Source organism: Undibacterium sp. Dicai25W (assembly GCF_049340505.1).
In the GTDB taxonomy this organism is placed as follows: Bacteria; Pseudomonadota; Gammaproteobacteria; order Burkholderiales; family Burkholderiaceae_D; genus Undibacterium; species Undibacterium jejuense.
Genome location: NZ_JBMPOQ010000002.1, coordinates 64,038 through 87,092 on the forward strand (window position 1 = coordinate 64,038; position 23,055 = coordinate 87,092).

At 46.6% G+C, this 23,055-nt stretch carries 20 protein-coding genes; 15 read left to right on the forward strand and 5 right to left on the reverse strand.

All coding sequences use genetic code 11. The annotated features are described in order from the left end of the window. Nucleotides 1-138: 138 nt before the first annotated feature. Nucleotides 139-1,245, reverse strand: coding sequence for an HD domain-containing phosphohydrolase (locus ACO0KY_RS03360; RefSeq protein ID WP_423044254.1), 1,107 nt, complete (start codon nucleotides 1,243-1,245; stop codon nucleotides 139-141). Between the two features lie 472 nt (nucleotides 1,246-1,717). On the opposite strand from ACO0KY_RS03360, the gene ACO0KY_RS03365 reads away from it, so the two are divergent. Further along, nucleotides 1,718-2,167, forward strand: coding sequence for a MerR family transcriptional regulator (locus ACO0KY_RS03365; RefSeq protein ID WP_423044256.1), 450 nt, complete (start codon nucleotides 1,718-1,720; stop codon nucleotides 2,165-2,167). Continuing rightward, entirely contained in the window at nucleotides 2,130-3,161 is a 1,032-nt protein-coding gene (locus ACO0KY_RS03370; RefSeq protein WP_423044258.1) for an aldo/keto reductase, read from the forward strand. The genes ACO0KY_RS03365 and ACO0KY_RS03370 overlap by 38 nt, the downstream gene beginning before the upstream one ends. Before the next feature lie 207 nt (nucleotides 3,162-3,368). Here ACO0KY_RS03370 and ACO0KY_RS03375 read toward each other — a convergent pair whose 3' ends face one another. Beyond that, nucleotides 3,369-4,826 (reverse strand): PLP-dependent aminotransferase family protein, encoded by a 1,458-nt coding sequence (locus ACO0KY_RS03375; protein ID WP_423044260.1) that lies wholly within the window; start codon nucleotides 4,824-4,826, stop codon nucleotides 3,369-3,371. A 109-nt stretch (nucleotides 4,827-4,935) separates the two neighbouring features. Between ACO0KY_RS03375 and ACO0KY_RS03380 the strand changes: the two genes are divergently transcribed. The 3 genes from ACO0KY_RS03380 (at nucleotide 4,936) to ACO0KY_RS03390 (ending at nucleotide 7,322) form a co-directional block, all read left to right on the forward strand. Next, nucleotides 4,936-5,595 carry a pyridoxamine 5'-phosphate oxidase family protein gene (locus ACO0KY_RS03380; protein WP_423044262.1) on the forward strand — a complete coding sequence of 220 codons (660 nt, stop codon included), beginning with the start codon at nucleotides 4,936-4,938 and terminating at the stop codon, nucleotides 5,593-5,595. A 276-nt stretch (nucleotides 5,596-5,871) separates the two neighbouring features. Beyond that, nucleotides 5,872-6,942 (forward strand): DUF1176 domain-containing protein, encoded by a 1,071-nt coding sequence (locus tag ACO0KY_RS03385; RefSeq protein WP_423044264.1) that lies wholly within the window; start codon nucleotides 5,872-5,874, stop codon nucleotides 6,940-6,942. 167 nt (nucleotides 6,943-7,109) lie between these two features. After that, on the forward strand, nucleotides 7,110-7,322 hold the full coding sequence (locus tag ACO0KY_RS03390) for a hypothetical protein (RefSeq protein ID WP_423044266.1): 213 nt from the start codon (nucleotides 7,110-7,112) through the stop codon (nucleotides 7,320-7,322). Between the two features lie 85 nt (nucleotides 7,323-7,407). Here the strand turns inward: ACO0KY_RS03390 and lpdA are convergent, their stop codons facing one another. The 3 genes from lpdA to aceE form a co-directional block, all read right to left on the reverse strand. Next, complete coding sequence (lpdA, locus tag ACO0KY_RS03395; RefSeq protein ID WP_423044268.1) at nucleotides 7,408-9,528, reverse strand: dihydrolipoyl dehydrogenase; 2,121 nt, start codon at nucleotides 9,526-9,528, stop codon at nucleotides 7,408-7,410. Nucleotides 9,529-9,542: 14 nt separating this feature from the next. Further along, a complete protein-coding gene (aceF, locus tag ACO0KY_RS03400) occupies nucleotides 9,543-10,877 on the reverse strand; it encodes a dihydrolipoyllysine-residue acetyltransferase (RefSeq protein WP_423044270.1) in 1,335 nt (444 codons plus the stop codon). 99 nt (nucleotides 10,878-10,976) lie between these two features. Further along, nucleotides 10,977-13,673, reverse strand: coding sequence for a pyruvate dehydrogenase (acetyl-transferring), homodimeric type (aceE, locus tag ACO0KY_RS03405; RefSeq protein ID WP_186912530.1), 2,697 nt, complete (start codon nucleotides 13,671-13,673; stop codon nucleotides 10,977-10,979). A gap of 703 nt (nucleotides 13,674-14,376) precedes the next feature. On the opposite strand from aceE, the gene ACO0KY_RS03410 reads away from it, so the two are divergent. From ACO0KY_RS03410 to ACO0KY_RS03455, 10 genes are all read left to right on the forward strand, one after another. Further along, the gene (locus tag ACO0KY_RS03410; RefSeq protein WP_423044272.1) at nucleotides 14,377-14,775 is read left to right on the forward strand and encodes a hypothetical protein; all 399 of its coding nucleotides are present in this window, start codon (nucleotides 14,377-14,379) and stop codon (nucleotides 14,773-14,775) included. Nucleotides 14,776-15,883: 1,108 nt separating this feature from the next. Further along, nucleotides 15,884-16,249 (forward strand): hypothetical protein, encoded by a 366-nt coding sequence (locus ACO0KY_RS03415; protein WP_423044274.1) that lies wholly within the window; start codon nucleotides 15,884-15,886, stop codon nucleotides 16,247-16,249. Between the two features lie 580 nt (nucleotides 16,250-16,829). Next, nucleotides 16,830-17,156: an ArsR/SmtB family transcription factor gene (locus tag ACO0KY_RS03420; RefSeq protein ID WP_186912533.1), complete on the forward strand. Its 327-nt coding sequence runs from the start codon at nucleotides 16,830-16,832 to the stop codon at nucleotides 17,154-17,156. A 36-nt stretch (nucleotides 17,157-17,192) separates the two neighbouring features. After that, nucleotides 17,193-17,663, forward strand: a complete 471-nt coding sequence (locus ACO0KY_RS03425; RefSeq protein WP_423044277.1) for an ArsI/CadI family heavy metal resistance metalloenzyme — start codon at nucleotides 17,193-17,195, stop codon at nucleotides 17,661-17,663. Between the two features lie 10 nt (nucleotides 17,664-17,673). Then, nucleotides 17,674-18,162 carry an arsenate reductase ArsC gene (locus tag ACO0KY_RS03430; protein WP_423044279.1) on the forward strand — a complete coding sequence of 163 codons (489 nt, stop codon included), beginning with the start codon at nucleotides 17,674-17,676 and terminating at the stop codon, nucleotides 18,160-18,162. A gap of 2 nt (nucleotides 18,163-18,164) precedes the next feature. Next, a complete protein-coding gene (locus ACO0KY_RS03435) occupies nucleotides 18,165-18,824 on the forward strand; it encodes an aquaporin (protein ID WP_423044281.1) in 660 nt (219 codons plus the stop codon). A 270-nt stretch (nucleotides 18,825-19,094) separates the two neighbouring features. Next, a complete protein-coding gene (gene folD / locus ACO0KY_RS03440) occupies nucleotides 19,095-19,940 on the forward strand; it encodes a bifunctional methylenetetrahydrofolate dehydrogenase/methenyltetrahydrofolate cyclohydrolase FolD (protein WP_423044283.1) in 846 nt (281 codons plus the stop codon). A gap of 1 nt (nucleotide 19,941) precedes the next feature. Continuing rightward, nucleotides 19,942-22,005: a M3 family metallopeptidase gene (locus tag ACO0KY_RS03445; protein ID WP_423044285.1), complete on the forward strand. Its 2,064-nt coding sequence runs from the start codon at nucleotides 19,942-19,944 to the stop codon at nucleotides 22,003-22,005. A 14-nt stretch (nucleotides 22,006-22,019) separates the two neighbouring features. Next, the gene (locus ACO0KY_RS03450) at nucleotides 22,020-22,634 is read left to right on the forward strand and encodes a glutaredoxin family protein (RefSeq protein ID WP_423044287.1); all 615 of its coding nucleotides are present in this window, start codon (nucleotides 22,020-22,022) and stop codon (nucleotides 22,632-22,634) included. Continuing rightward, the gene (locus ACO0KY_RS03455; protein WP_246447284.1) at nucleotides 22,612-23,055 is read left to right on the forward strand and encodes a DNA polymerase III subunit chi; all 444 of its coding nucleotides are present in this window, start codon (nucleotides 22,612-22,614) and stop codon (nucleotides 23,053-23,055) included. The genes ACO0KY_RS03450 and ACO0KY_RS03455 overlap by 23 nt, the downstream gene beginning before the upstream one ends.

Here is a 23,055-nt window from a genome sequence, read left to right on the forward strand (position 1 = left end):
AAAATGGAACATGTTTGAGGCATGTTCCATTTTTTGCTTAACAAGCGCTAGACAAATTATCCAACTACCGAATGACGATGAAGGTATTGCACGCTAAGTAAAAAAGCACTAGCGATGCCAACGCAATTTTGGCTAGCCCTACTGTTTCATCATTAAATTTCGTACTACATCATTAAAAGTCGTTACCATCTGCGGATCAAATTGCACGTGGATATTGGCGTTAATTTCTGAAATCGCCTGCATCAAGCTTTTTTTATAGCCACGATCTGAGCGTTCAGTAGTAATGGAACAAAACGTGTCAACGATCGCCAACATACGTGCTCCGGGATGAATATCATTTCCTACCGTGCCATTGGGATAACCTGAACCATCAAAAAACTCATGATGATCAAGTACCATCCGTGCAGCATCGTCCCAACCGCCAAAGCGCAGCAAAAGCTGACTGCCTAATTGCACATGTTCTTGTAAAATCTTTTGTTCTTCCTTAGATAAATTTCCTTCTTTGTTGAAAATAACCTGCGGTATCAGACTCATACCTACATCATGCATCCATGCAGCGGCTTCTAATTGTTTTTTATCCGCCGGGAAGCCCATTGCTTCATTCAAAGAATTCACCAATTCCAACGTTTGTTCACTGCGATTTTTTCTAAAAATACTGAGTTTATCGAGATGAGCCGCCAAAGAGCGCATTAAGGTCAGATCCTCTGGGAGCGTCAATTCAATTTTCAAATTTTTTAGTGTGGCACTCTTATCAAAAATACGGCCGCCAAGACTAGCTATTGCATCTTTAAATACGCCGGCACTCAGTCCATTGACTGTATTTTTTTGTAACGTTTCGCAAACATCATAAAGTCTTTTTCGCTTGACTTCATCTGCTTCGCCGTTGGCGATTAATTCAGATAACAACTCTTCGATTTCATCGGTTGCCAGCAGTAAAAACTCACCAAGTTCCGGAATATATTGCTCAGGATGCGCACGCGCACGAGAGAAAACTTCTTCTATCCGGTGCAATAAAGCATTCAACGGCCCCAAACCGACCATCTGGCAATTCCCCTTTAAGGAATGCATAGAGCGAAACATGCGATGAATATACTCTGGCCCGCCTTGCTTATTGAGGGCTTTGACACAAATTTCGACCTCGGCACAGCATTCACGTGTGCAATCGACGAAGTCATCGATAATGGTGCGTTCCATCGCCAAAAATTCTGGGCAACTAAATTTTTCTGAGAAATTGGGTGTATTCATTCTGACGCTCCCGTTAAATTGCACAGCAGAGTTGCAAAAATCAAGACGGTGAAACTGACAGCAATGGCAAACTATGAACGACGACCACTGGAGGCTGCTAACCTATTATGCAGGGCTCCGTGATTTAAAACCTGAGCTTAACTTTTTTACGATAAGATTTACATCAAATTGCCCTTGCGGCTATACCACTCGTCGCCTGACTGTGATATTTCCTTACTGGACAAATATCCTGCAACAAAATGTTAATAGCCGATTTTTATTAAAAGATTGACTCCAATTTAGCATCACTTAAGGCTCACTGGTAGAAAACAGTCTCATTCTTACCAATTTTTGATGTTACACCAAAGAAACTAACATAATTTAATACCATTTCAATCGGTTTTGACTCAATTTCATTTTCTTGGAAAATATTCAAAAAATGAACAATAATGGTCTTGACTTAGAGTGCACTCCAACTTCTAGACTGCGAACCATGACCACCTCAATGACGATACAACAAGCATCCGCCGCTACTGGTTTAAGTGTCCATACGCTTCGCTATTACGAGCGTGTAGGCTTACTTGATCCGGTGACACGGCGCGACAATACACATCGGCTGTTTCGTGAAGACGATATCCGCTGGATAGAGTTTTTGCTCAAGCTTCGGCGTACCGGCTTACCGGTACGCGACATGTTGCGTTATGCAGAACTGCGTCGTCAGGGCAATACGCCCGCTAGTGTGGCTGCACGCAAAGCCTTGCTGGAACAGCATACGCGCAGCGTGGAAGAAACCATCGCGGAATTGCAAGGCAATCTCGACGTACTGCACAAAAAAATCGTGATGTACGAAGAATTGCAAGCTTCCACCGCTACTCATCTGACTTCATCAAAAGAGGAAATTCAACATGCAAGCAGTCAACAACACGCAAACGCACACACCTGAAACAGGAAGCACTCGACGCCTGGGCGCTAACGGCCCAGTCGTTTCTACACTGGGTCTTGGCTGTATGGGAATGAGTGATTTCTACGCCAACCGCGATGATGCTGAATCCATCGCTACCATCCATCGCGCCATCGAGTTGGGAATCACCCTATTCGACACAGCGGATATGTATGGCCCGTACACCAACGAAGAATTATTGGGCAAAGCCATCAAAGGCAAACGCGATCAGGTCTTTATCGCGACCAAATTTGGCATCGTCCGCGATCTGAGCAATCCTCAGGCACGTGGCATCAATGGCAGCCCGGATTACATCAAGCAATCCGTCGAAGGTAGCCTCAAGCGTCTTGGCGTTGATCATATCGATTTGTACTATCAACACCGTATTGACCCGAATACACCTATTGAAGAAAGCGTTGGAGCAATGGCAGATTTGGTCAAGGCCGGTAAAATTCGCTATATCGGCTTGTCTGAACCTGCGGCTGCCACTATAGAGCGCGCCCATCAAGTCCACCCTATCACAGCCATTCAAAGCGAATACTCGCTATGGACCCGCGATCCGGAACAAGATGTGCTGGCAACCTGCCGCCATCTGGGTATCGGTTTTGTCCCTTACAGCCCTTTGGGTCGTGGTTTTCTGACTGGCGCCCTAACTAGCCCCGAGCAATTTGCTGAAGACGACTATCGCCGCTTCAGCCCACGCTTTCAGGGAGAGAATTTCAATAAGAACTTACAACTGGTGTACAAAGTAGAACAACTTGCGAAAGACTACGGTTGTACTGCATCACAATTGGCTTTGGCATGGGTACTGGCACAGGACCCGCATATCGTACCTATCCCGGGCACCAAACGCCGTCGCTACCTCGAAGAAAACTGGGGCGCACTCAATTTGAAATTATCGGCCAAGGATTTGCAAGTGCTGAACGATATCTTCCCGCCTGACGCTGTGGCAGGTGCACGTTATCCAGAAGCGAGTATGAAAGTGTTGAACGGTTAAACATTACGGTATTGAAACAAGCAAGCAAAAAAAGGCGGCGTTGTTCGCCTTTTTTTACGCCAGCTCAAACTTCAATCAACAGCGATTTTCAATACCTGTTGATACTGCTATCCAAGTCAATCCTAAGCCCTCCTTCTCGTGACAATCATTTCTTCCAAAACGAAACAAGGCGAAACGAACATAAATCCAAAATTGTGAAGAAAAAAATCAAAAGCTTTTCGCGCTTTTTATGATTTCGCTCAATTTTCTGACAGCCTCGTCGATTTGCTCAATGGGTACTTGCGCATAGCCTAAAACCAGGCCGTTCCTGATCGCATTGACTTCCCCGATGACATGTGCGCTCACAGCATGCGCCACAATACCTTGCTCCAGCGCGTTTGCGCTGACTTTCATGTCTGATATCGATTCGTCTAAAGCCAAAACAAGATGCATGCCAGAAGATATGCCATATACTTTGCCGAAAGCGCTAGTATGACGCTCCAGTGCAGCCTTCATGCAATCGCGTCGTTGTCGGTAAAGACGTCGCATGCGACGTAAGTGCGTGGCGAACTGCCCGCTGCTTAAAAAATCTGCCAACGCCAATTGATCGGTGGTTCTACCACGTGACACTGATTGAGACACTAAATCATTGATCGCGGCTACAAACCCTTGAGGGACGATCATGAACCCGATCCGCAACGCGGGGAACATTGTTTTACTAAACGTGCCAAGGTATATCACCGGCGCATTCGGCATGAGCCCCTGCATCGCCGGCAGTGGAGGACCGTCGTGCCGAAACTCACTGTCGTAATCATCCTCAATGAGCAATGCACCCGCCGTTCTCGCTTGTTCGATGAGCGCGATCCGACGTTCAAGTGTTAATACGCCACCCAACGGAAATTGATGCGATGGTGTAACGTAAATGAGCTTGGGCGACGATTTATGCCAATCGTCTTCTGATGGTGCGATACCATCCAAATCAACTGCAATCGGGTGTATCCGTAATTCGGCTGCATGAAATGCATTTAAAGCCCCCCGGTAACCTGGACTTTCCATCCAGACTACATCACCCTTGTCAGCAAACGCATGTGCACATAAGTCGAGACTGCTTTGAGTACCATCGGTAATAAATACCTGCGATGGTTCGCAAATAACGCCACGCGAAGCGCGCAAATGATCTGCAATTGCTTCCCGCAAAAGTGGCTCTCCAGCGGCATCGCCGTAACTTAATTGTGTTGCTGTTGTTGAACGCCAGGCTCGTTCAAGGAGTCGCCGCCACAAATGGATTGGAAAATCAACAAGCGACGGTATTCCGGGGGTAAATGCTGTAGTCAGTGAAGTTTCAGGCTGTCTTGATGGCAGAACCTGCGCTCGCTGCGATAAACCCGGATGCAAAAGCTGCGATACATGTTCATCTCGTACTTTAGCAAGCTTGATATCAGCAACGAAAGTGCCACGGCGGTCGGAACGTACATACCCCTCGGTTGCTAACTGTTCATATGCATACAACGCTGTATTACGTGCGATTCCCAGGTCTGATGCCAATTGCCTGGTCGCGAGCATGCGAGTGCCGCTGTTGAGTTTGCCAGTTTTGATCGCTGACCTGAGGCACTCATGCAATGAGCGTTGTTGCGACCAACCGCAGTGATTTTTTGAGAAATCTGTAAGAAGTAATGCGTAGTCCATTTGATGACAATTCTATTGTGGCTCTAAAAATTATACTATTCATGGATCTATTTATAGAACCATATATGCATTATATTCCGCATCTTTACCTCCTCCACAAAAATTAATAATGACTTCTCAAGCTCAAATACCTCCCACTGATCGCACCAGAGTCCGTCGCGTTGCGGAACTGGCCAATTATGAACGTGACACGGCATACGCCATTATTGACGCGGCCTACCTGTGTCATATTGCATTCATCGACGAAAAAGGAACGCACTGCATTCCCATGGCCTGCTGGCGCGAAGATACCCATCTTTATATACATGGTTCTAACGGTGGACGATTAGTAAAGTTACTGTCCGGTGGTACCCAGGTCTGTATCACTATTACCCACCTTGACGGATTGGTTCTCGCGCGCTCCGCATTCAATCATTCCATGAATTACCGGTCTGTCGCCATTTACGGCAGCTTCGAAAGAGTGTCGAATGAAGCAGACAAACGTGCAGCCTTAGATGTTTTCATGAATAAATTGGCTTCGGGACGCGGTAGCGAGGTTCGCCCGGGGAATGACAAAGAATTTGCGGCCACCAGCGTGTTACGCATTGCGCTTGATGAAGTGGCTGCAAAAGTTCGCACCGGCGGCCCTGTCGACGATGTGGAAGATTTAAGCATTCCAGTATGGGCGGGAGTTTTACCGCTGACGCAGCTGCAAACAACACCAGTGGCCGACGATGGAATCACGGTTGAAACACCAACCTATGTGCGCAATTGGGACTGTTCAAAATAATCGCTATGTTAGCTTTTTCTCTTCTCTTTCAGCACAACAATGAAACGAATGAAGGCGGCGTTGTCCGTCTTTGTTTTGCCACTTTTATTTTGAACTCTCAATCAAAAGAAACACGCTTGAAAGTAATTTGATCGCAGTTGTTGAAGCTTCTATGCTTATCATGGTTAAATCAATTCATTTTTTCGATAGCATCTCCCACCTCGTTGCCGATGTTTCGCGGAAATTTTTATTCAGAAATTATTCAGCCTAAACCTATAAACGCCACTTCTAAATCACATGAATCAACTTCGCATAGCTTTACCACTACTTTCCGGTATCACGTGCTTCGTCATGAGTACGACCTCGCTCGCAGCAGAAACACAAGGTGTGAGTTTTTCGCATAACGATTGGGAACTTGCCTGTGACAACACGCGTACCTGCAGAGCTGCTGGATATAACGCAGATGGCGACGACATGGCGGTTTCCGTGCTACTCACGCGTCAGGCTGGTCCGAGTCAAGCAGTCATCGCCACGCTAAAAATAGGCGAATACGGCGACAACGAAGCACTACAAAAACTTCCGTCCAAATTTAAGGTATCGATGCGCATCAACCAGCAAGTGCTGGGAACCCTGAACATTGATAAAAGCAATCTGGAAACCAGATTAAATCAGCAACAGACAGACGTGCTGATCACTGCTTTGCATCAAGATAGTGAGATTGTCTGGAGCATCGGCAAGACAAGCTGGAAATTGTCGGACAAAGGTGCGGCGGCAGTGCTGCTGAAAATGGACGAATTTCAAAAACGATTAAATTCCATTGGCGCGCTCTACAAAAAAGGCCCTTTAAACGAAGATAAAGTCGCACCAGCAATTGCTACGCCAATTGTGCATGCCGCCCCCGTACTTGCAAATAAGCCTGATGATACGAAACTATTAAAAATCAAAGCCCTGCAGGCAGCGCTTCTGGCAAGCATCAAAGAAGATGACTGTAGTGATATCACTGAAAAACGCTTCAAAGAAGATAGTTTATCGATAAACAGACTAAGTTCACATAGCGTACTCATTTCTACCACCTGTTGGATGGCAGCATATAACCAAGGTGTTGCCTATTGGGTAGTGGACGATAAAGCGCCCTACTCTGCTGAATTGCTTACAACCGACGCCAGCGATTATGCGGACGGCAAAATCAGCTTCGCGCAAAAAGGACGCGGCCTCGGAGATTGCTGGAGCTCAGGCACCTGGACCTGGGATGGCAAAAAATTTGTACCGACATCCGCATCTACCTCTGGCATGTGCAAATTGATCGCTCCTGGCGGTGCCTGGGATTTACCGACCTTGGTTACAGAAGTGCGCAAAGCAGGACATTGATACGCTGATTTAGTGAGTTACACCCGCACTACTATAATTATTGACTCTAAGCATTTTTATTATCATAATCAAAAGATAATGTGATCGTAATGAATGACTTCATTCATTGGGAACATTGGATAAATAAATCTGCCCGGCGCTAACTAACTTAATTTGGAAAACTTATCATGAATTCATTGTCAGATCCATCACCTGTCCTGATTCCTATCATTGCTTTAATGATCCCTATCGTTTCGGTGATTGCGATCGTCGTCTTAAAAATTGTGCGATTGCAACTGCTGCATGAAACAATACGTCAAATCAGTGCGTCTGGTCAGACTGTGCCATCTGAATTATTGAGTGAGATTGTTAAAACAAAAGCGTCTTTAAACAATCGTTGAGTTTTTTAAAAACACCTCGGATTAACAGTGTTCAAATAAAAAAACCGCGACCTTGATCGCGGTTTTTTGTTGCTGCAAGCTTAGCTTACTTCTTACGCTGCGGCGGCAAATCCGTGCAGACGCCTTTGTAGACTTCCGCTGCCATACCGATGGATTCACCCAAGGTTGGATGCGGGTGGATTGTTTTACCGATGTCCACGGCATCTGCACCCATCTCAATTGCCAGAGCAATTTCACCGATCATGTCACCAGCGTGCGTGCCGACGATACCGCCACCGACGATGCGTTTGGTTTCTGCATCAAAAATCAACTTCGTGAAACCTTCATCACGGCCGTTCGCCACCGCACGTCCGGACGCCATCCATGGGAACAAGCCTTTTTCGACTTTTAAGCCCTTAGCTTTGGCTTCATCTTCGGTCACGCCTACCCATGCCACTTCTGGGTCAGTGTAAGCAACGGATGGGATGACAGATGCATCGAAGTAGGCTTTTTCACCTGCTGCTGCTTCTGCCGCCACGTGCGCTTCATGCACGGCTTTGTGCGCCAGCATGGGTTGTCCGACCAGATCACCGATTGCAAAAATATGCGGTACGTTGGTACGCATTTGTTTGTCGACATTGATGAATCCACGGTCAGTCACGGCCACACCTGCTTTGTCAGCGGCGATTTTTTTACCGTTCGGGCTGCGGCCGACTGCCACCAACACCAGATCATACAATTGTGGTGCAGGTGCTGTTTCGCCTTCGACAGCAGCTGCAAAAGTGACTTTGATGCCTTCTGGGAGTGCTTCAACGCCAACCGTTTTAGTTTTCAACATGATGTTGTCAAAACGTTTTTCGTTGAACTTCTGCCAGACCTTGACCATATCACGGTCAGCGCCTTGCATCAGGCCATCCATCATTTCGACGACATCAATACGCGCACCGAGTGTGGAATAGACCGTCGCCATTTCCAGACCAATAATGCCGCCACCGATGACCAGCATGCGTTTTGGTACCTGACGTAATTCTAATGCGCCCGTACTGTCAACGATACGTGGATCAGCTGGAACAAAAGGCAAATTCACAACGGAAGAGCCTGCAGCGATGATCGCCTGTTTGAATTGCACCACTTTTTTGGTACCGTCAGCTGCCGTCACTTCAATGTGGTAAGGGCTCAGGAATTGACCGACGCCTTGTACAACATTGACTTTACGTGCTTTCGCCATACCAGCCAAGCCGGTCGTCATTTTTTTGATGACGCTTTCTTTGTAACCGCGCAATTTGTCGATATCAATCGTTGGCTTCGCAAAGCTCACGCCCAGCGCTTCCATGTGCGATGTCTCATCAATGACCGCAGCAACGTGCAACAGTGCTTTCGATGGAATGCAACCAACGTTCAGGCAAACGCCACCGAGTGTCGAATATTTTTCTACCAGTACGGTATTCAATCCCAGATCAGCAGAGCGGAACGCTGCTGAATAACCACCAGGACCCGCACCCAAGACCATCATGTCGCACTCCATATCCACCTGACCAGTGTAGCCAGACGCCACTGGGGCTGGCACAACTGGTACGCTTGCTACAGAAGCGGGAGCGGCGGCTGCAGGAGCAGTTGTAGCCGCAGGAGCGGAAGTTGCTACAACACCCGCTGCTTCTACCAACAACAGCAAAGAACCTTCAGCCACTTTATCACCGACTTTGACTTTCACTTCTTTGACCACACCAGCATGGCTGGATGGAATTTCCATACTAGCTTTGTCAGATTCAACGGTGATCAGTGATTGATCTACTTTGATGGTATCGCCAACTTTGACCATCAATTCAATGACTTCCACTTCTTTGAAATCGCCGATATCTGGTACTTTGACTTCTACGATGCCCACCACTGCCGGAGTGGCAACTACCACAGCCGCAGGTGCTACCGCAGCGACTGCCGCTGGAGCTACCGCCGATACTGGTGCAGGTGCAGGAGCAGCCGCAACGCCACCTTCCGCCTCAACGATCAATAACAGGCTACCTTCAGCGATTTTGTCACCGAGTTTGACACGCAGTTCTTTGATCACGCCAGCGTGGCTGGACGGGATTTCCATACTTGCTTTGTCGGATTCAACGGTCACCAAAGACTGATCAACTTTGATCGTATCGCCGACTTTGACCAACAATTCAATCACTTCGACTTCTTTAAAATCACCGATATCCGGGACTTTGACTTCAACTGTACTCATCGCATGCTCTCCAATCACAGCAGGGTTTTACGCAGATCAGCCAGAACATCAGCCAGATATGCAGTAAATTTCGCAGCCATTGCACCATCAATCACGCGGTGATCGTAGGACAAAGACAGTGGCAACATCAGACGTGGTACGAATTGTTTGCCGTCCCAGACTGGTTTCATGCTGGATTTGGACAAGCCTAAAATCGCCACTTCAGGTGCATTAATAATTGGTGTAAATGCGGTACCACCAATGCCACCCAAAGAAGAAATAGTGAACGTCGCGCCTTGCATATCGGCTGGCTTCAATTTGCCGTCACGCGCTTGTGCGGACAACTCACCCATCTCAACAGCGATTTGCGACAAGGTTTTTTGATCAGCATTTTTGATAACAGGAACCACCAGACCATTTGGTGTATCTGCTGCAAAACCGATGTTGTAGTACTGCTTCAAGATCAAGTTTTCACCAGTCGCGTCGAGTGAAGCATTGAAGGCTTTGAATTTTTTCAGAGCAGCAACGCTGGCTTTGATCACAAATGCCAGCATCGTTAATTTAACGCCAGATTTGACCAGCGCTTCATTCGATGATTTACGGAACTCTTCGAGATCAGTAATATCGGCTTCATCGAATTGCGTCACATGCGGGATCATGACCCAGTTGCGATGCAAATTCGGGCCGCTGAGTTTTTTGATGCGTGACAATGGCAACAATTCGGTCGTACCGAATTTACTGAAATCCAGCGATGGCCATGGCAACAGATCAAGACCAACACCGCTACCGTTTTTAGCCACTGGCGCAGCCACAGCAGCAACTGCTGTGCTACCTGCCATGATGCCTTTGACAAAGTTTTGTACGTCTTCTTGGGTAATACGACCTTTTTGACCGGAACCTGCTACGCGAGTCAGATCGACACCTAATTCACGCGCAAATTTACGGATAGAAGGTGATGCATGTGCTTTACCTGCGCTGGCCGTTGCTACTGGTGCAGAAACGACTGCTGCTGGCGCCGCAACAGCGACTGGCGCTGCCGGTGCTGGTGTGGTTGGTGCAGGCGCTGCGGCAACTGGTGCCGGTGCCGGTGCCGGTGCTGCTGGCGCTGGTGCTGGTGCTGGCGCTGCAGCGCCGCTAGCTTCAACGATGACCAGCAAAGAACCTTCGGCAACTTTATCACCAATTTTTACTTTAATCTCAGTCACCACACCTGCATGACTGGATGGAATTTCCATACTGGCTTTGTCAGATTCGACGGTGATCAGTGATTGATCGACTTTGATGGTATCGCCGACTTTGACCATCAGCTCAATGACTTCTACTTCTTTGAAATCACCGATATCCGGTACTTTGACTTCAATTGCGCTCATAAATTAGCTCCGTTTACGTTTCTTTCGTAGGGCGCGCGTGGCGCACCGTTCAAGTATGCAATGATGTCTGGCTGTGCATCACACAACCAGACATGTGCGTTACACAGTTACTGGATTTGGCTTATCAGCATTAATACCGTATTTGCTGATCGCCTGTGCCACAACGGAAGCAGATAAAGCACCTTCATCAGCCAGAGTTTTCAATGCTGCAATGACCACAAAATAACGATTCACTTCAAAGAATTCACGCAATTTTTCACGGGAATCAGAACGACCAAAGCCATCTGTACCCAACACTTTGTAGCTACGATCTTTAGGAATGAACGCACGTACTTGTTCAGCAAAGGTACGCATGTAATCGGTCGATACCACGATAGGGCCTTGCGTATCTTTCAGGCATTCTGTGATGTATGGCAAACGTGCTGGCTCAGTTGGGTGCAACATATTCCAACGTTCAGCATCCTGGCCATCACGTGCCAGCAACGTGAAGGATGGTGCAGACCAGATGTCAGCCGCAATACCCCAATCGTTTTGCAGCAATTCAGCTGCGGCAATCACTTCACGCAGAATCGTGCCAGAGCCCATCAGTTGTACACGGTGCTTGGTCGTGTGTTCAGACTTCTGCAACAAGTACAGACCTTTGATGATGCCCTCTTCCTGACCCGCTTTGATACCTGGATGGCTGTAGTTCTCGTTCATCAAGGTGATGTAGTAGAACACGTCTTCCTGATCCGTCACCATGCGACGCAGACCATCGTGAATGATGACTGCTACTTCGTGTGCAAACGTTGGATCGTAAGGTACGCAGTTAGGGATCGTTGACGCCAATACATGGCTGTGACCGTCTTCATGCTGCAAGCCTTCGCCGTTCAATGTCGTGCGACCGGCTGTACCGCCGAGCAAGAAGCCACGTGCACGCATATCGCCCGCTGCCCACGCCAGATCGCCAATACGTTGCAGACCGAACATGGAGTAGTAAGTGTAGAACGGAATCATGACGCGATTGTTGGTCGAGTAGGACGTTGCTGCCGCAATCCATGAGCTCATACCACCCGCTTCATTGATACCTTCTTGCAAAATCTGACCAGCTTTATCTTCGCGGTAGTACATCACCTGGTCTTTATCGACCGGCTCATACAACTGACCAACCTGGCTGAAAATACCGATTTGACGGAACAACCCTTCCATACCAAAGGTACGGGATTCATCGACCATGATAGGTACCACGCGTGGGCCAACGCTGCTATCACGTAACAATGCTGTCAGGATACGTACATACGCTGCCGTAGTAGAGATTTCACGACCTTCAGCAGTTGGCTCCAACATTGCCTGGAATGCAGACAACGCTGGCACCACCAAAGCTTCATCCGCTTTTTGACGACGTTGCGGCAAGTAACCACCCAATGCTTTACGACGTGCATGCAGGTATTGCATTTCCGGCGTGTCATCAGCTGGTTTGTAGAATGGGATAGATGGCAAATCAGCGTCAGCGATAGGCAACTGGAAGCGGTCGCGCATGGCTTTGATCGCTTCATCATCCAATTTCTTGGTATTGTGGGCAGTGTTACGTGCTTCACCCGACTTACCGAAACCAAAGCCTTTGATACTTTTCGCCAGAATGACAGTTGGCTGTCCTTTGTTTTCTTGCGCGACTTTAAACGCAGCATAAATCTTGTGTGGGTCATGACCACCACGTGTCAAACGCCAGATGTCGTCATCCGACATTTTGGAAACCATTTCCAGCAATTTTGGATGCTTGCCAAAGAAGTGTGCACGAACATACGCACCATCTTTGGCTTTGTAGTTCTGATATTCACCGTCCACAGTTTCCATCATCACTTTTTGCAAAATACCGTCTTTGTCTTTTGCCAGCAATTCATCCCAGCCTGCGCCCCAGATGACTTTAACGACGTTCCAACCTGCGCCACGGAAATCAGATTCCAATTCCTGAATAATCTTACCGTTGCCGCGTACCGGGCCATCCAGACGTTGCAAGTTACAGTTAACGACGATCACAAGATTGTCGAGCTGTTCGCGACCTGCCATACCAATCGCACCCATGGATTCTGGTTCATCCATCTCACCATCACCGCAGAATGCCCAGACTTTACGCTTCTCAGTATCCGCAATGCCACGAGCATGCAAATACTTCAGGAAACGTGCCTGATAAATCGCCATCAATGGACCCAAGCCCATAGACACCGTTGGGAACTGCCAGAAATCTGGCATTAATTTTGGATGAGGGTAGGAAGACAAACCTTTGCCATCCACTTCACGACGGAAATGCAGCAATTGTTCTTCTGTCAGACGACCTTCAAGGAACGCACGTGCGTAGATACCTGGAGACGAGTGACCTTGAATGTACAGCAAGTCACCGCCATGTTCTTCAGTTGGTGCGTGCCAGAAATGGTTAAAGCCTATACCCAGCATGTTCGCCAAAGACGCAAAGCTGGATAAGTGACCACCCAAATCGCCATCTAAACGATTGGCCTTAACCACCATCGCCATCGCATTCCAACGCATCATGGAACGTAATTTTTCTTCGATTTCCAGATTACCCGGGCAATGTTCGCCCTGGTCAGCAGGAATTGTATTCACATAAGCGGTATTACTGGAAAACGGGATGTGCGCACCGCGACGACGCGCCAGATCCACCATGCGTTCCATCAGGTAATGAGCACGTTCTGGCCCTTCGTTTTCGATCACTGATTCGAGGGCGTCGAGCCACTCATTGGTTTCCATAACATCAGGATCATTGACGGCTTGCGCCAAAACTTGGTCTATCTGGGGTGACATAAAGAGGTCTCCTGTTGGTGCGCATTTGAGGTAATTGCGCGTGGCACATCGACAAATATAGGCGTTACTTTTCTTAGTGTAAGCATTCTAACAGGGCTTTTTTAATTTTCCAAATAGCGATATGCAATTTCACAATGTGATATTTTGCTGCTTCGCAATATAAATGAAGTTATAAAATCACAAGCCTTATCAACACAAGGTATTTGCCACTATTGCAATGCACCATTAGGCATTAAAATGCCATCATTTATTGAATAAATATTCAGGCTTTTATGCAACAAACAAACAAAAAAAACCACTCCCAAGAAGCAAATTGCACGTCAGGAACACACATTTCACTTTGTCTAATGTGTATTTGCATCATATAAGCAACCGATAGACAATGGATTGAGCCACCCTGGCTGCATTTTAAATTTGCCACCGATAGTGAACTGCACCGCAAGAAAACCACCGGAAGGGCTCAAATGAAAATTTCAAATGGCAACAAACTGGGGATGACAAGTTTGCTATTTTTCATGGTTTAAATTACTGTTCTCGAACACGACTGACAGCAATGCAAGCGTAGGAGCCGTTTTGAGTTTAGGCTGACCGACGCTTCGCGGCACTTAACAGACTGATTCAAAGATATTCAAATAAAAAGACTCGGGTTAAATTTGCCTACTAAAAACCTATTTTTCCGCTCAGAAGAGGCCTAAAAAAAATTATGGACGCAATGAATAGATGTGAAATTTTAAGATTGGTATTTGCTATCATTATTTCTCCTTTAGTCCCGATCATCGGATTTTGTGTAGCAATGTGGACAAATAATGGGAGTAACTGGTTTCCCATTACTCTTCTGTTTGGCTATCTTTTTTTCTTTTTGTTTGGACTCCCAACGATAGGAATTTTATTAAAAAAAAGGAGTGCCATATCTTGTTTTGTTGGTGGCGGCTCCGTAACGATTGCTCCAATTTTATTGCTATCGTTATTTTCACTTCCTTCTTCCAATGGATTGTTTGATGGAAAAATGCTCTTTAAGTTGGGGTTGCTGTTTGTCGCTGGGGGCGTCGGTGGTATTGTTTTTTGGGTAATTGCTTTCTTAAGTGTAAAACCAACCTTATAAGAAATTGTAAACGTGTGCTTGCGGCACAAAGGAGACTTTGATCTGGCGCTCTGATTTGAATACAAACTATGAAAATTAAAAATAGCAGGCTTTTTAGATTGAGCAGTGTAAAGCAGCTCCTATCTTTGCAAGTATTTCTCCGAACGACGTGGGTATTGAACACATTGGGATTCGCCTTGGCTGTAATTAGCGTTCTCTTTCCTTCAATTCCTGCAGGATTTCTGTGTATCTTCTTTTTCTTTTCCTGGATTTTGTGGAATATATGTGCCTGGATTGAAATATCGAATGGAAAGTGGATGCGAATTTTTTATTTGTGGGCTTTAATTGATGTATCAATCCTATTCTGTTTTCTTTCAGTGGGACATTCAATAGGGGATGTTTCAGGCTCACCAGGCACAGAAATGGTTTGGGGAGTCGCGTATCTTCCTTCTATTTTGCCGTTCGGGTTAGCTATCAATATGCTTTCGGACAGTTTTAGACTGATAGCTGATGAACTGCTAAAAATGTGCGTGAGTGAAGTGGGGGCACTATATGGAAAGATAATTGGAAACTGGCTGTTAATGTCTTTAGTTTCTATGTTTCAATGCTGCGTCGTTTGCACACTCCTATATTTATTTCGACAGTTTTCTAAGATATCGCCACCAAATTTTGAGGTAATAGGTAATTTTTTCAAATGAGAATGCAATGCCTCATGGCGGCACAAAGCAGTCCGTCGTAAGCACAACTAAAATTCGTACTTGATACTAAAAAATAAAAATGAAAGTAGTCTTTTTTGTAGGTGTTTCGCTTTGGCTTTTTACCATATGGCTATACGGACAGTTTGGCATGACAGCTTTAATAGTGAGCACAAAGACTGTTAAAAAAGCCTGTATTATCGCGATATTTGAACATCTTGGTATCGCGGAAGGATGGGTTAGGGATTTTCTATTGGAGACAACTTTGTTCGCGAGTTTTATCATCCCCTTGTCATTGACATGGTATTTCATTCATATTTGGAACGTTTCAAAAAAGAAACGCAATATGTGATTTGGTGAGTTGCGGCCATCCAAAATTATCTAATTTGGATTTATAAACTGAACTGGTACTTAAACTCCTTTTGGTAGAAAGCATGGCGTCTAGACGACTTATAGATTTTGGAAAGGCTTTATTCCGGGTTGGATTTTTCGGAATTATCACAGCGTTGTATGGTGCGTTTCAGTTTTTATTCGATGGAGGTAGCCTTGCCACAAACATCAAGCTGTTAGGAAGCTTTGCCTGTTTTGGATTTTTGCTTGGTGGAATTTTTGTTTTTGATTCAGAACATAATCCTTCAAATCGAAAATATTCTTGGTATCGTACGGTAATTGGAATGATTTCTGGCACTGCAGTTGCTGTAATCTGGGGATGGTCAATTTCTTGGATATGTTTTGCAGGCATTTCTTCTGGCCTCGGTGGTTGGCTCGGTATCATTTGGGCAAAGCATGTGGATTTTTGAAAATTGAGATGACAGCCGTCGCACGTAACGGATAGGTTAAACGATATGAAAATACTGCTTTGGACCACAATAATTGTTTCCCTATTGGCCGGCTCGTACTGTTCGCTTGGCATACTTCAAGCTGCCAGTCTTTATACTGGTAAGCACGCGCTATTTAATTTGAAGTTTTGGGGGGGCTTATCAATACTATTTTTCGGCATCTTCACTCTTAGTTCAATCTTTCTGTATAGATTAAAACGGCATCACAATTAGATTGCAAGAAACTACATGAACAAAAATAAATCGAGACAAATGGCAGCAACCCCAAAATGGTTTTCAAGGTTCCCAGTGTGGATTGTAGTTACTTTCGGTTTCGCATTACCAGTTGTGTTATGTGTGGGAGTAGTTGTACTAATAAAAGTGTTCGATATTCAAACACCGTAGCAACGTTGCGACCAGCGTGGCGGGTATTGCCTTGATTACGCTGAGTCTGAAACTTGCTTCGGGGGTTTTCTAGCACTACAAAGTCTATTGCATTTATATTTTCACATCACCATAAAACAATAGTTTCAATATTCTCGAAATATAGTATAGTAAACCCATGAACGAAAATGACATCATCAAAGCACTGAGTGCATTAGCCCATCCGGTTCGCTTAAAAGTATTTCGCGCCTTAGTGGTTGCTGGAGAACCTGGTATGACGCCGGGCGTCTTGCAAGAAGGTTTAGAAATTCCAGCGACTACCCTCTCGTTTCATCTAAAAGAGCTCGCCAATGCAGGTTTGGTCAATATCGAGCGGTCAAGCCGCAATTTGGTGTATCGGGCAGCCTACGAGCAAATGAATGGCTTACTTGATTACCTGACAGAAAACTGTTGCAGCGGTAATGAATGCGAGATAACTCAAAAAGTTGAATCTTGTGGTTGTTAATTACGTAGTTGTTCATTGATCCTTGAAGGAGTCGTAATGAAACGTTTTCATATCCATACCCATGTTGAAGACTTGCAGAAAAATATCGTCTTCTATTCGGCCATGTTCGGTGCCGAGCCAACTCGTGTCGAAAGTGATTATGCTAAATGGATGCTAGATGATCCGCGCATCAATTTTGCAATATCTACCCGTGGAAGCAAACATGGAATTGATCACCTCGGCATTCAAACCGATACGGAAGAAGAATTGGCTGAACTGAAATCACGAGCGGAATCTGCCGACCTCAGCTTACATGATTCAGGAGAAACGACCTGCTGTTATGCGCGAAGTGACAAACACTGGCTCACAGATCCACAAGGTATTGCATGGGAACATTTTCATACTCTCGACAGCATTCCGGTTTTTAGTGAGCAGGAAAATGCCGCAGCAGTAACATCTGCGTGCTGCCCCGCGCCAAAACCACAAGGCAAGCCTCTCGCCATTCCAGTCAAATCTTCGTGCTGCTGAGGAATATTCTATGACCATCAATGTACTCATTTTATGCACCCACAATTCTGCGCGCAGCGTACTTGCTGAGGGGATGCTGAATCATCTTGCAAAACAATCAGGCAAAGATATCAAAGCTTTTAGCGCAGGAAGTACGCCAAGTGGCCGCGTCAATCCGTATGCTCTTGACGCACTGGTACAAGCTGGGGTTGATACCAGCGCGATGTACAGTAAAAGTTGGGATGAATTCACTTTACCAGATGCACCGGTCATGGATATTGTCATTAGCGTCTGTGACAGCGCCGCGTCGGAACAATGCCCTTACTGGCCGGGCAGCCCGGTCAAAGTTCATTGGGGCTATCCAGATCCATCCAATGCACCAGAAGCAGAAAAAAAGAAAGCTTTTGATTTGACCCGTCAGGCAATCGGATACCGTATGTTGCAACTGCTTGCACTACCTCTTGAAACCATGTCGCATGCAGAGCGCCAGTCCGCTTTATTGCACCTGCAAAAGAGCTGACTATGTCTCGCTCAATGCCTTATTCACTCATTCAAAAACTTACCGGAGAACTGTTAGGAACAGCATTGCTCCTTGCCATTGTCATTGGTTCCGGCATTATGGGACAACGCTTAGCTTCTGGTAACGATGCCATTGCATTGCTGGCAAACACAGCAGCGACCGTAGCGGGGCTCTATGTGTTGATTGAAGTGTTTGGCCCCATTAGTGGCGCACACTTTAATCCCGCGGTATCAACCATCATGGCAATAAGAGGAACGCTGGCAAAGAAGCACTTGCTTCCCTATATCGTCGCGCAACTCACAGGTGCTCTGTTTGGTGCCTGGCTCGCGCATGTGATGTTTGATATCAGCGTTCTGCAAGTTTCAAGCAAAATTCGTACAGGAACAGGTCAATGGATTGCAGAGATCGTTGCTACTGCGGGATTGTTACTCGTGATCCTGCGGGCACCGTCTGAAAAAGTCGCCGCCATGGTCGCCGCCTATATCGGTTGTGCTTATTGGTTCACCGCTTCAACCTCATTTGCCAATCCTGCAGCGGCATTTGGGCGTATGTTTAGCGACACCTTTGCTGGCATATCGCCCGCGAGCGTTCCAGCATTTGTTGCAGCACAATTCGCGGGTGCGGGTATTGGATTGATTGTTAGCCGATACCTAGACGATTGAACCTTATCGCAAACAACAATTCCTGCAATGCAAGCGTGATTTTTCATTTCCTGAGAATGAAGTCTGCAACCGTTGTTTTCATAAATATAGTAATTAATTAACATCTAAACGCTTGTTGACAGTCGCAATAGCATTTCTGGCGGCGACGTCGAACGTGGTCTACATAGGCTGTGTTGGTAAAAACTTAGCCGCGATTGTCAACTTGCTTTCATTCGCAAGGGGCGCATCCTTTATAATCGCGGTTCCTTCTGTTTTTTACCCATCGCTATCATGACTGCTCAAATCATCAACGGAACCGAACTCTCCCAACAACTGCGCGCCGACGTGAGTCAACGTGCTGCAGCTTTAACAGCACAAGGCAAACAACCTGGTCTGGCAGTGATACTGGTTGGCGAAAATCCTGCATCACAGGTGTATGTACGCAACAAAGTAAAAGCGTGCCAGGATTGCGGCTTTTACTCGGTTTTAGAGAAATATGAAGCAGAATTAAGCGAAGAAGCCTTGCTCTCGCATATCGATCGACTCAATAACGACCCAAAAATCAATGGCATTTTGGTACAACTGCCGTTGCCAGCACATATCAACGCCAACAAAGTTATTGAAGCAATTGCCGCTGAGAAAGATGTTGATGGCTTCCATATCAGCAATGCTGGTTTGCTGATGACAGGTCAACCATTGTTCCGCCCATGCACACCATACGGTGTCATGAAAATGCTGGAATCCATTAATTATCCAGTTCGCGGGGCAAATGCGGTGGTCGTTGGCGCTTCCAATATTGTAGGCAAACCGCAAGCGATGTTGCTCTTGCAAGCTGGTGCTACCGTCACCATCTGTAATTCCAAGACCCGCGATCTGGGTGCACACACCCGCAATGCAGACATCCTGGTCGTCGCGACCGGCAAGCGCAATATTGTGACGGCTGACATGATCAAACCTGGCGCTGTTGTTATCGACGTCGGCATGAATCGAGACGACGAAGGCAAACTGTGTGGCGACGTCGACTTTGCGCCAAGCAAAGAGGTCGCGGGATTTATTACGCCAGTTCCTGGTGGTGTTGGTCCTATGACCATCACCATGTTACTGGTCAACACGATTGAAGCTGCTGAAAGAATTTAATATGACTATCACCTCTCCATTGCTCGACTTTAGCGATCTGCCGCGTTTTTCTGAGATTCGCGCAGAGCAAGTGACACCCGCCATTACCAGCCTGCTGGAAGAAAACCGCGCTGTTGTTCAACAACTGTGCGAAGACCAATCTGCTGTCACTTGGGAAAACTTTGTCGAGCCTTTGGAGAATGCGACAGAAAAACTCGGCCGCGCATGGAGTATCATCGGTCATCTCAATGGTGTTGCTGATACACCTGAAATGCGCGCTGCATATAACGAAAATCAACCTGCCATCACCGAATTCTGGACTGAATTGGGGCAAAATCTGGTGCTGTTTGAGAAGTACAAAGCCTTGCGCGCACAAGCTGGTTTCGACCATCTTCCGGTCGCCCGTAAGACGATTATTGAACATGCGATCCGAGATTTCCGTTTAGGTGGCGCTGAACTGCCAGCAGACCAGCAACGTCGCTACGCAGAGATTCAGGAAAAACACGCGATGTTGACCACGCGTTTTTCTGAAAATGTACTCGACGCGACAAATGATTACGGTTTGTTCATCGATGATATTGAAAAACTTAAAGGCCTGCCAGAAGATGTGATTCAGGCAGCCAAAGCAGCGGCTGAAAAAGACGATAAAAGCGGATATAAATTTACGCTGCACTTCCCTTCGTATTTCCCGCTGTTGCAGTACGCAGATAACCGCGAAATTCGTGCAACCATTTACCGTGCCAATGCGACCAAGGCGTCCGAACTTGGCGCTAAGCCAGAATGGGACAACACCGCAATCATGAAAGAGATTTTGCAATTGCGTCTGGAAGAATCGCAATTGTTGGGTTATGAAAATTTTGCCGAGGTGTCACTCGTCAGCAAAATGGCCGAGTCACCTTCACAAGTTGCAGGTTTCCTGGAAGATCTGGCCAACAAAGCGCGACCTTTTGCAGAAAAGGATTTGCAGGAATTGCGAGCCTTCGCCGCCACAGAATTAGGCATAGAAAAACTGGAAGCGTGGGATGTTGCTTATGCGTCTGAAAAACTGCGCGAACAACGCTACGCATTTTCTGAACAAGAAGTGAAGCAATACTTTCCTGAGCATCAGGTCGTCAACGGCTTATTCCGCGTTATCCAGACCTTGTTTGCAGTGGAAATCAAACCCGATCAGGCGGGCACCTGGCATCCCGATGTGAAATTCTATCGGATCGAAAAAGACGGTCAGTTAGTTGGCCAATTCTACCTCGATTTGTATGCACGTAACGGTAAGCGAGGTGGTGCGTGGATGGATGATGCACGTGGTCGCCGTCTGACAAAAAATGGCGTTCAAACGCCAGTCGCCTATCTGGTGTGCAACTTCACCGAGCCAGCTATCGTAAATGGCGTTGCTAAACCAGCTTACTTCACACACGATGAAGTGATTACGCTGTTCCATGAATTTGGTCATGGCTTACATCACTTACTGACAAAAGTAGACGATTTATCGGTATCCGGCATCTCTGGAGTTGAATGGGATGCGGTGGAATTGCCATCACAATTTATGGAAAATTTCTGCTGGGAATGGGATGTCTTACAGCAAATGACGGCACATGCAGAAACCGGCGTAGCGTTGCCGCGCGCTTTGTTTGATAAGATGATCGCTGCCAAGAATTTTCAGTCAGGTTTACAAACCTTACGTCAGGTTGAATTTGCCCTGTTTGACATGCGCCTGCATGGCGAATTCAACCCACAGGGTGAGCAAACCGTGCAACAAGTACTTGATCACGTACGATCACAAGTGGCTGTATTTACCGCGCCAGAATTCAATCGTATGCAGCATTCATTCAGCCATATTTTTGCTGGTGGCTATGCGGCAGGCTATTACAGTTACAAATGGGCAGAAGTATTATCGGCCGATGCCTATGCGGCTTTTGAGGAGCAAGGCAAGACTGAGGGTAGCAATTTATCGCGTACAGCTGGCGCACAATTCCAACGTGAAGTCCTGGAAGTCGGCGGCTCGCGCCCTGCCCTGGAATCGTTCAAAGCATTCCGTGGCAGAGAACCATCAATTGACGCGTTGTTAAGACATAACGGTATGACGGTATGAAGGAGAAGAGACTTATGCAAGCCCCATTTAAACTCGCTACGCTGATAGTACCTCTGTGCTTACTAGCAGCTACTGCTCAGGCACAATTATACAAATCAGTTGGGCCAGACGGCAAAGTAACTTATTCAGATACGCCGCCACCAGCCAATCAGAAATTAGTTGAAACCAAGACGATCGCAACCTCTCAAGATGTGACTAATTTCCCTTATGAATTGAAATTGGCAGCGTCCAAAAATCCGGTTACGATCTACACGGCGGCCAATTGCTCGCCCTGCAACGACGGCAAAAATTTACTCAAAAGTGCTGGTATTCCATTCGCCGAAAAAACGGTGAAAACAAGTGCCGATGCTGATAAATTAAAACAAGTCAGTGGCGATGATCAATTACCGTTCTTAATCGTCGGCAGTAAAAAACTTCATGGCTACGATCAAGCGGAATGGAAATCATCGATCACCGCTGCCGGTTATCCCGACAGCAATCGATTACCGGCTAATTACGTCTACCCGGCGCCAGAAAGTGCCGCGCCTAAGAATAAGCCAGATCCATCCGCAACAGCCCAGAAAAATCTGCCACCACCAGCGCCAGCCCCAATTAAGAGCCCCGAAAATGACAATGGCTTCCGCTTCTGAAAAAACGCGCATCGATTTTCATAGCAATGTCGCCGATAAGCTCAATTACACGTGCCGCCTGATACGCAAGGCACGTGCGGCTAACTGCAAGATAGTTGTATTTCATCCTGACAGGCAAGTATTGCAAAGCATTGATACGGCGTTATGGACATTAGAAGACACAGCATTTCTGCCGCATGTGATGGCAGATGACGTCTTAGCAAGTGTTACGCCTGTTATTCTGAGCAATGGAGAGCTTGAGCAAAGTCCGCACTTTGAATTATTGGTTAATTTAAGCACGTATTCCCCAGAGAATTTTGAGCTGTTTGCACGTATGATAGAAATCATTTCAAGCGACCACGAAGAGACTAAACTAGGGCGAGAACGCTATCGTCAATACCATCAACAAGCTTTTCCTCTGAGCCATAACGTGGCGAAATAA

Bases quoted from the DNA above. Each gene is read 5' to 3' on its own strand.
- ACO0KY_RS03450 (WP_423044287.1), top strand. From the start codon at position 22,020: ATGCAAGCCCCATTTAAACTCGCTACGCTGATAGTACCTCTGTGCTTA.
- ACO0KY_RS03445 (WP_423044285.1), top strand. From the start codon at position 19,942: ATGACTATCACCTCTCCATTGCTCGACTTTAGCGATCTGCCGCGTTTT.
- ACO0KY_RS03435 (WP_423044281.1), top strand. From the start codon at position 18,165: ATGTCTCGCTCAATGCCTTATTCACTCATTCAAAAACTTACCGGAGAA.
- ACO0KY_RS03370 (WP_423044258.1), top strand. From the start codon at position 2,130: ATGCAAGCAGTCAACAACACGCAAACGCACACACCTGAAACAGGAAGC.
- ACO0KY_RS03420 (WP_186912533.1), top strand. From the start codon at position 16,830: ATGAACGAAAATGACATCATCAAAGCACTGAGTGCATTAGCCCATCCG.
- ACO0KY_RS03365 (WP_423044256.1), top strand. From the start codon at position 1,718: ATGACCACCTCAATGACGATACAACAAGCATCCGCCGCTACTGGTTTA.
- ACO0KY_RS03430 (WP_423044279.1), top strand. From the start codon at position 17,674: ATGACCATCAATGTACTCATTTTATGCACCCACAATTCTGCGCGCAGC.
- ACO0KY_RS03380 (WP_423044262.1), top strand. From the start codon at position 4,936: ATGACTTCTCAAGCTCAAATACCTCCCACTGATCGCACCAGAGTCCGT.
- ACO0KY_RS03375 (WP_423044260.1), bottom strand. From the start codon at position 4,826: ATGGACTACGCATTACTTCTTACAGATTTCTCAAAAAATCACTGCGGT.
- ACO0KY_RS03455 (WP_246447284.1), top strand. From the start codon at position 22,612: ATGACAATGGCTTCCGCTTCTGAAAAAACGCGCATCGATTTTCATAGC.
- ACO0KY_RS03425 (WP_423044277.1), top strand. From the start codon at position 17,193: ATGAAACGTTTTCATATCCATACCCATGTTGAAGACTTGCAGAAAAAT.
- ACO0KY_RS03360 (WP_423044254.1), bottom strand. From the start codon at position 1,245: ATGAATACACCCAATTTCTCAGAAAAATTTAGTTGCCCAGAATTTTTG.
- folD (WP_423044283.1), top strand. From the start codon at position 19,095: ATGACTGCTCAAATCATCAACGGAACCGAACTCTCCCAACAACTGCGC.
- ACO0KY_RS03390 (WP_423044266.1), top strand. From the start codon at position 7,110: ATGAATTCATTGTCAGATCCATCACCTGTCCTGATTCCTATCATTGCT.
- aceE (WP_186912530.1), bottom strand. From the start codon at position 13,673: ATGTCACCCCAGATAGACCAAGTTTTGGCGCAAGCCGTCAATGATCCT.
- ACO0KY_RS03410 (WP_423044272.1), top strand. From the start codon at position 14,377: ATGGACGCAATGAATAGATGTGAAATTTTAAGATTGGTATTTGCTATC.
- ACO0KY_RS03415 (WP_423044274.1), top strand. From the start codon at position 15,884: ATGGCGTCTAGACGACTTATAGATTTTGGAAAGGCTTTATTCCGGGTT.
- lpdA (WP_423044268.1), bottom strand. From the start codon at position 9,528: ATGAGTACAGTTGAAGTCAAAGTCCCGGATATCGGTGATTTTAAAGAA.
- aceF (WP_423044270.1), bottom strand. From the start codon at position 10,877: ATGAGCGCAATTGAAGTCAAAGTACCGGATATCGGTGATTTCAAAGAA.
- ACO0KY_RS03385 (WP_423044264.1), top strand. From the start codon at position 5,872: ATGAATCAACTTCGCATAGCTTTACCACTACTTTCCGGTATCACGTGC.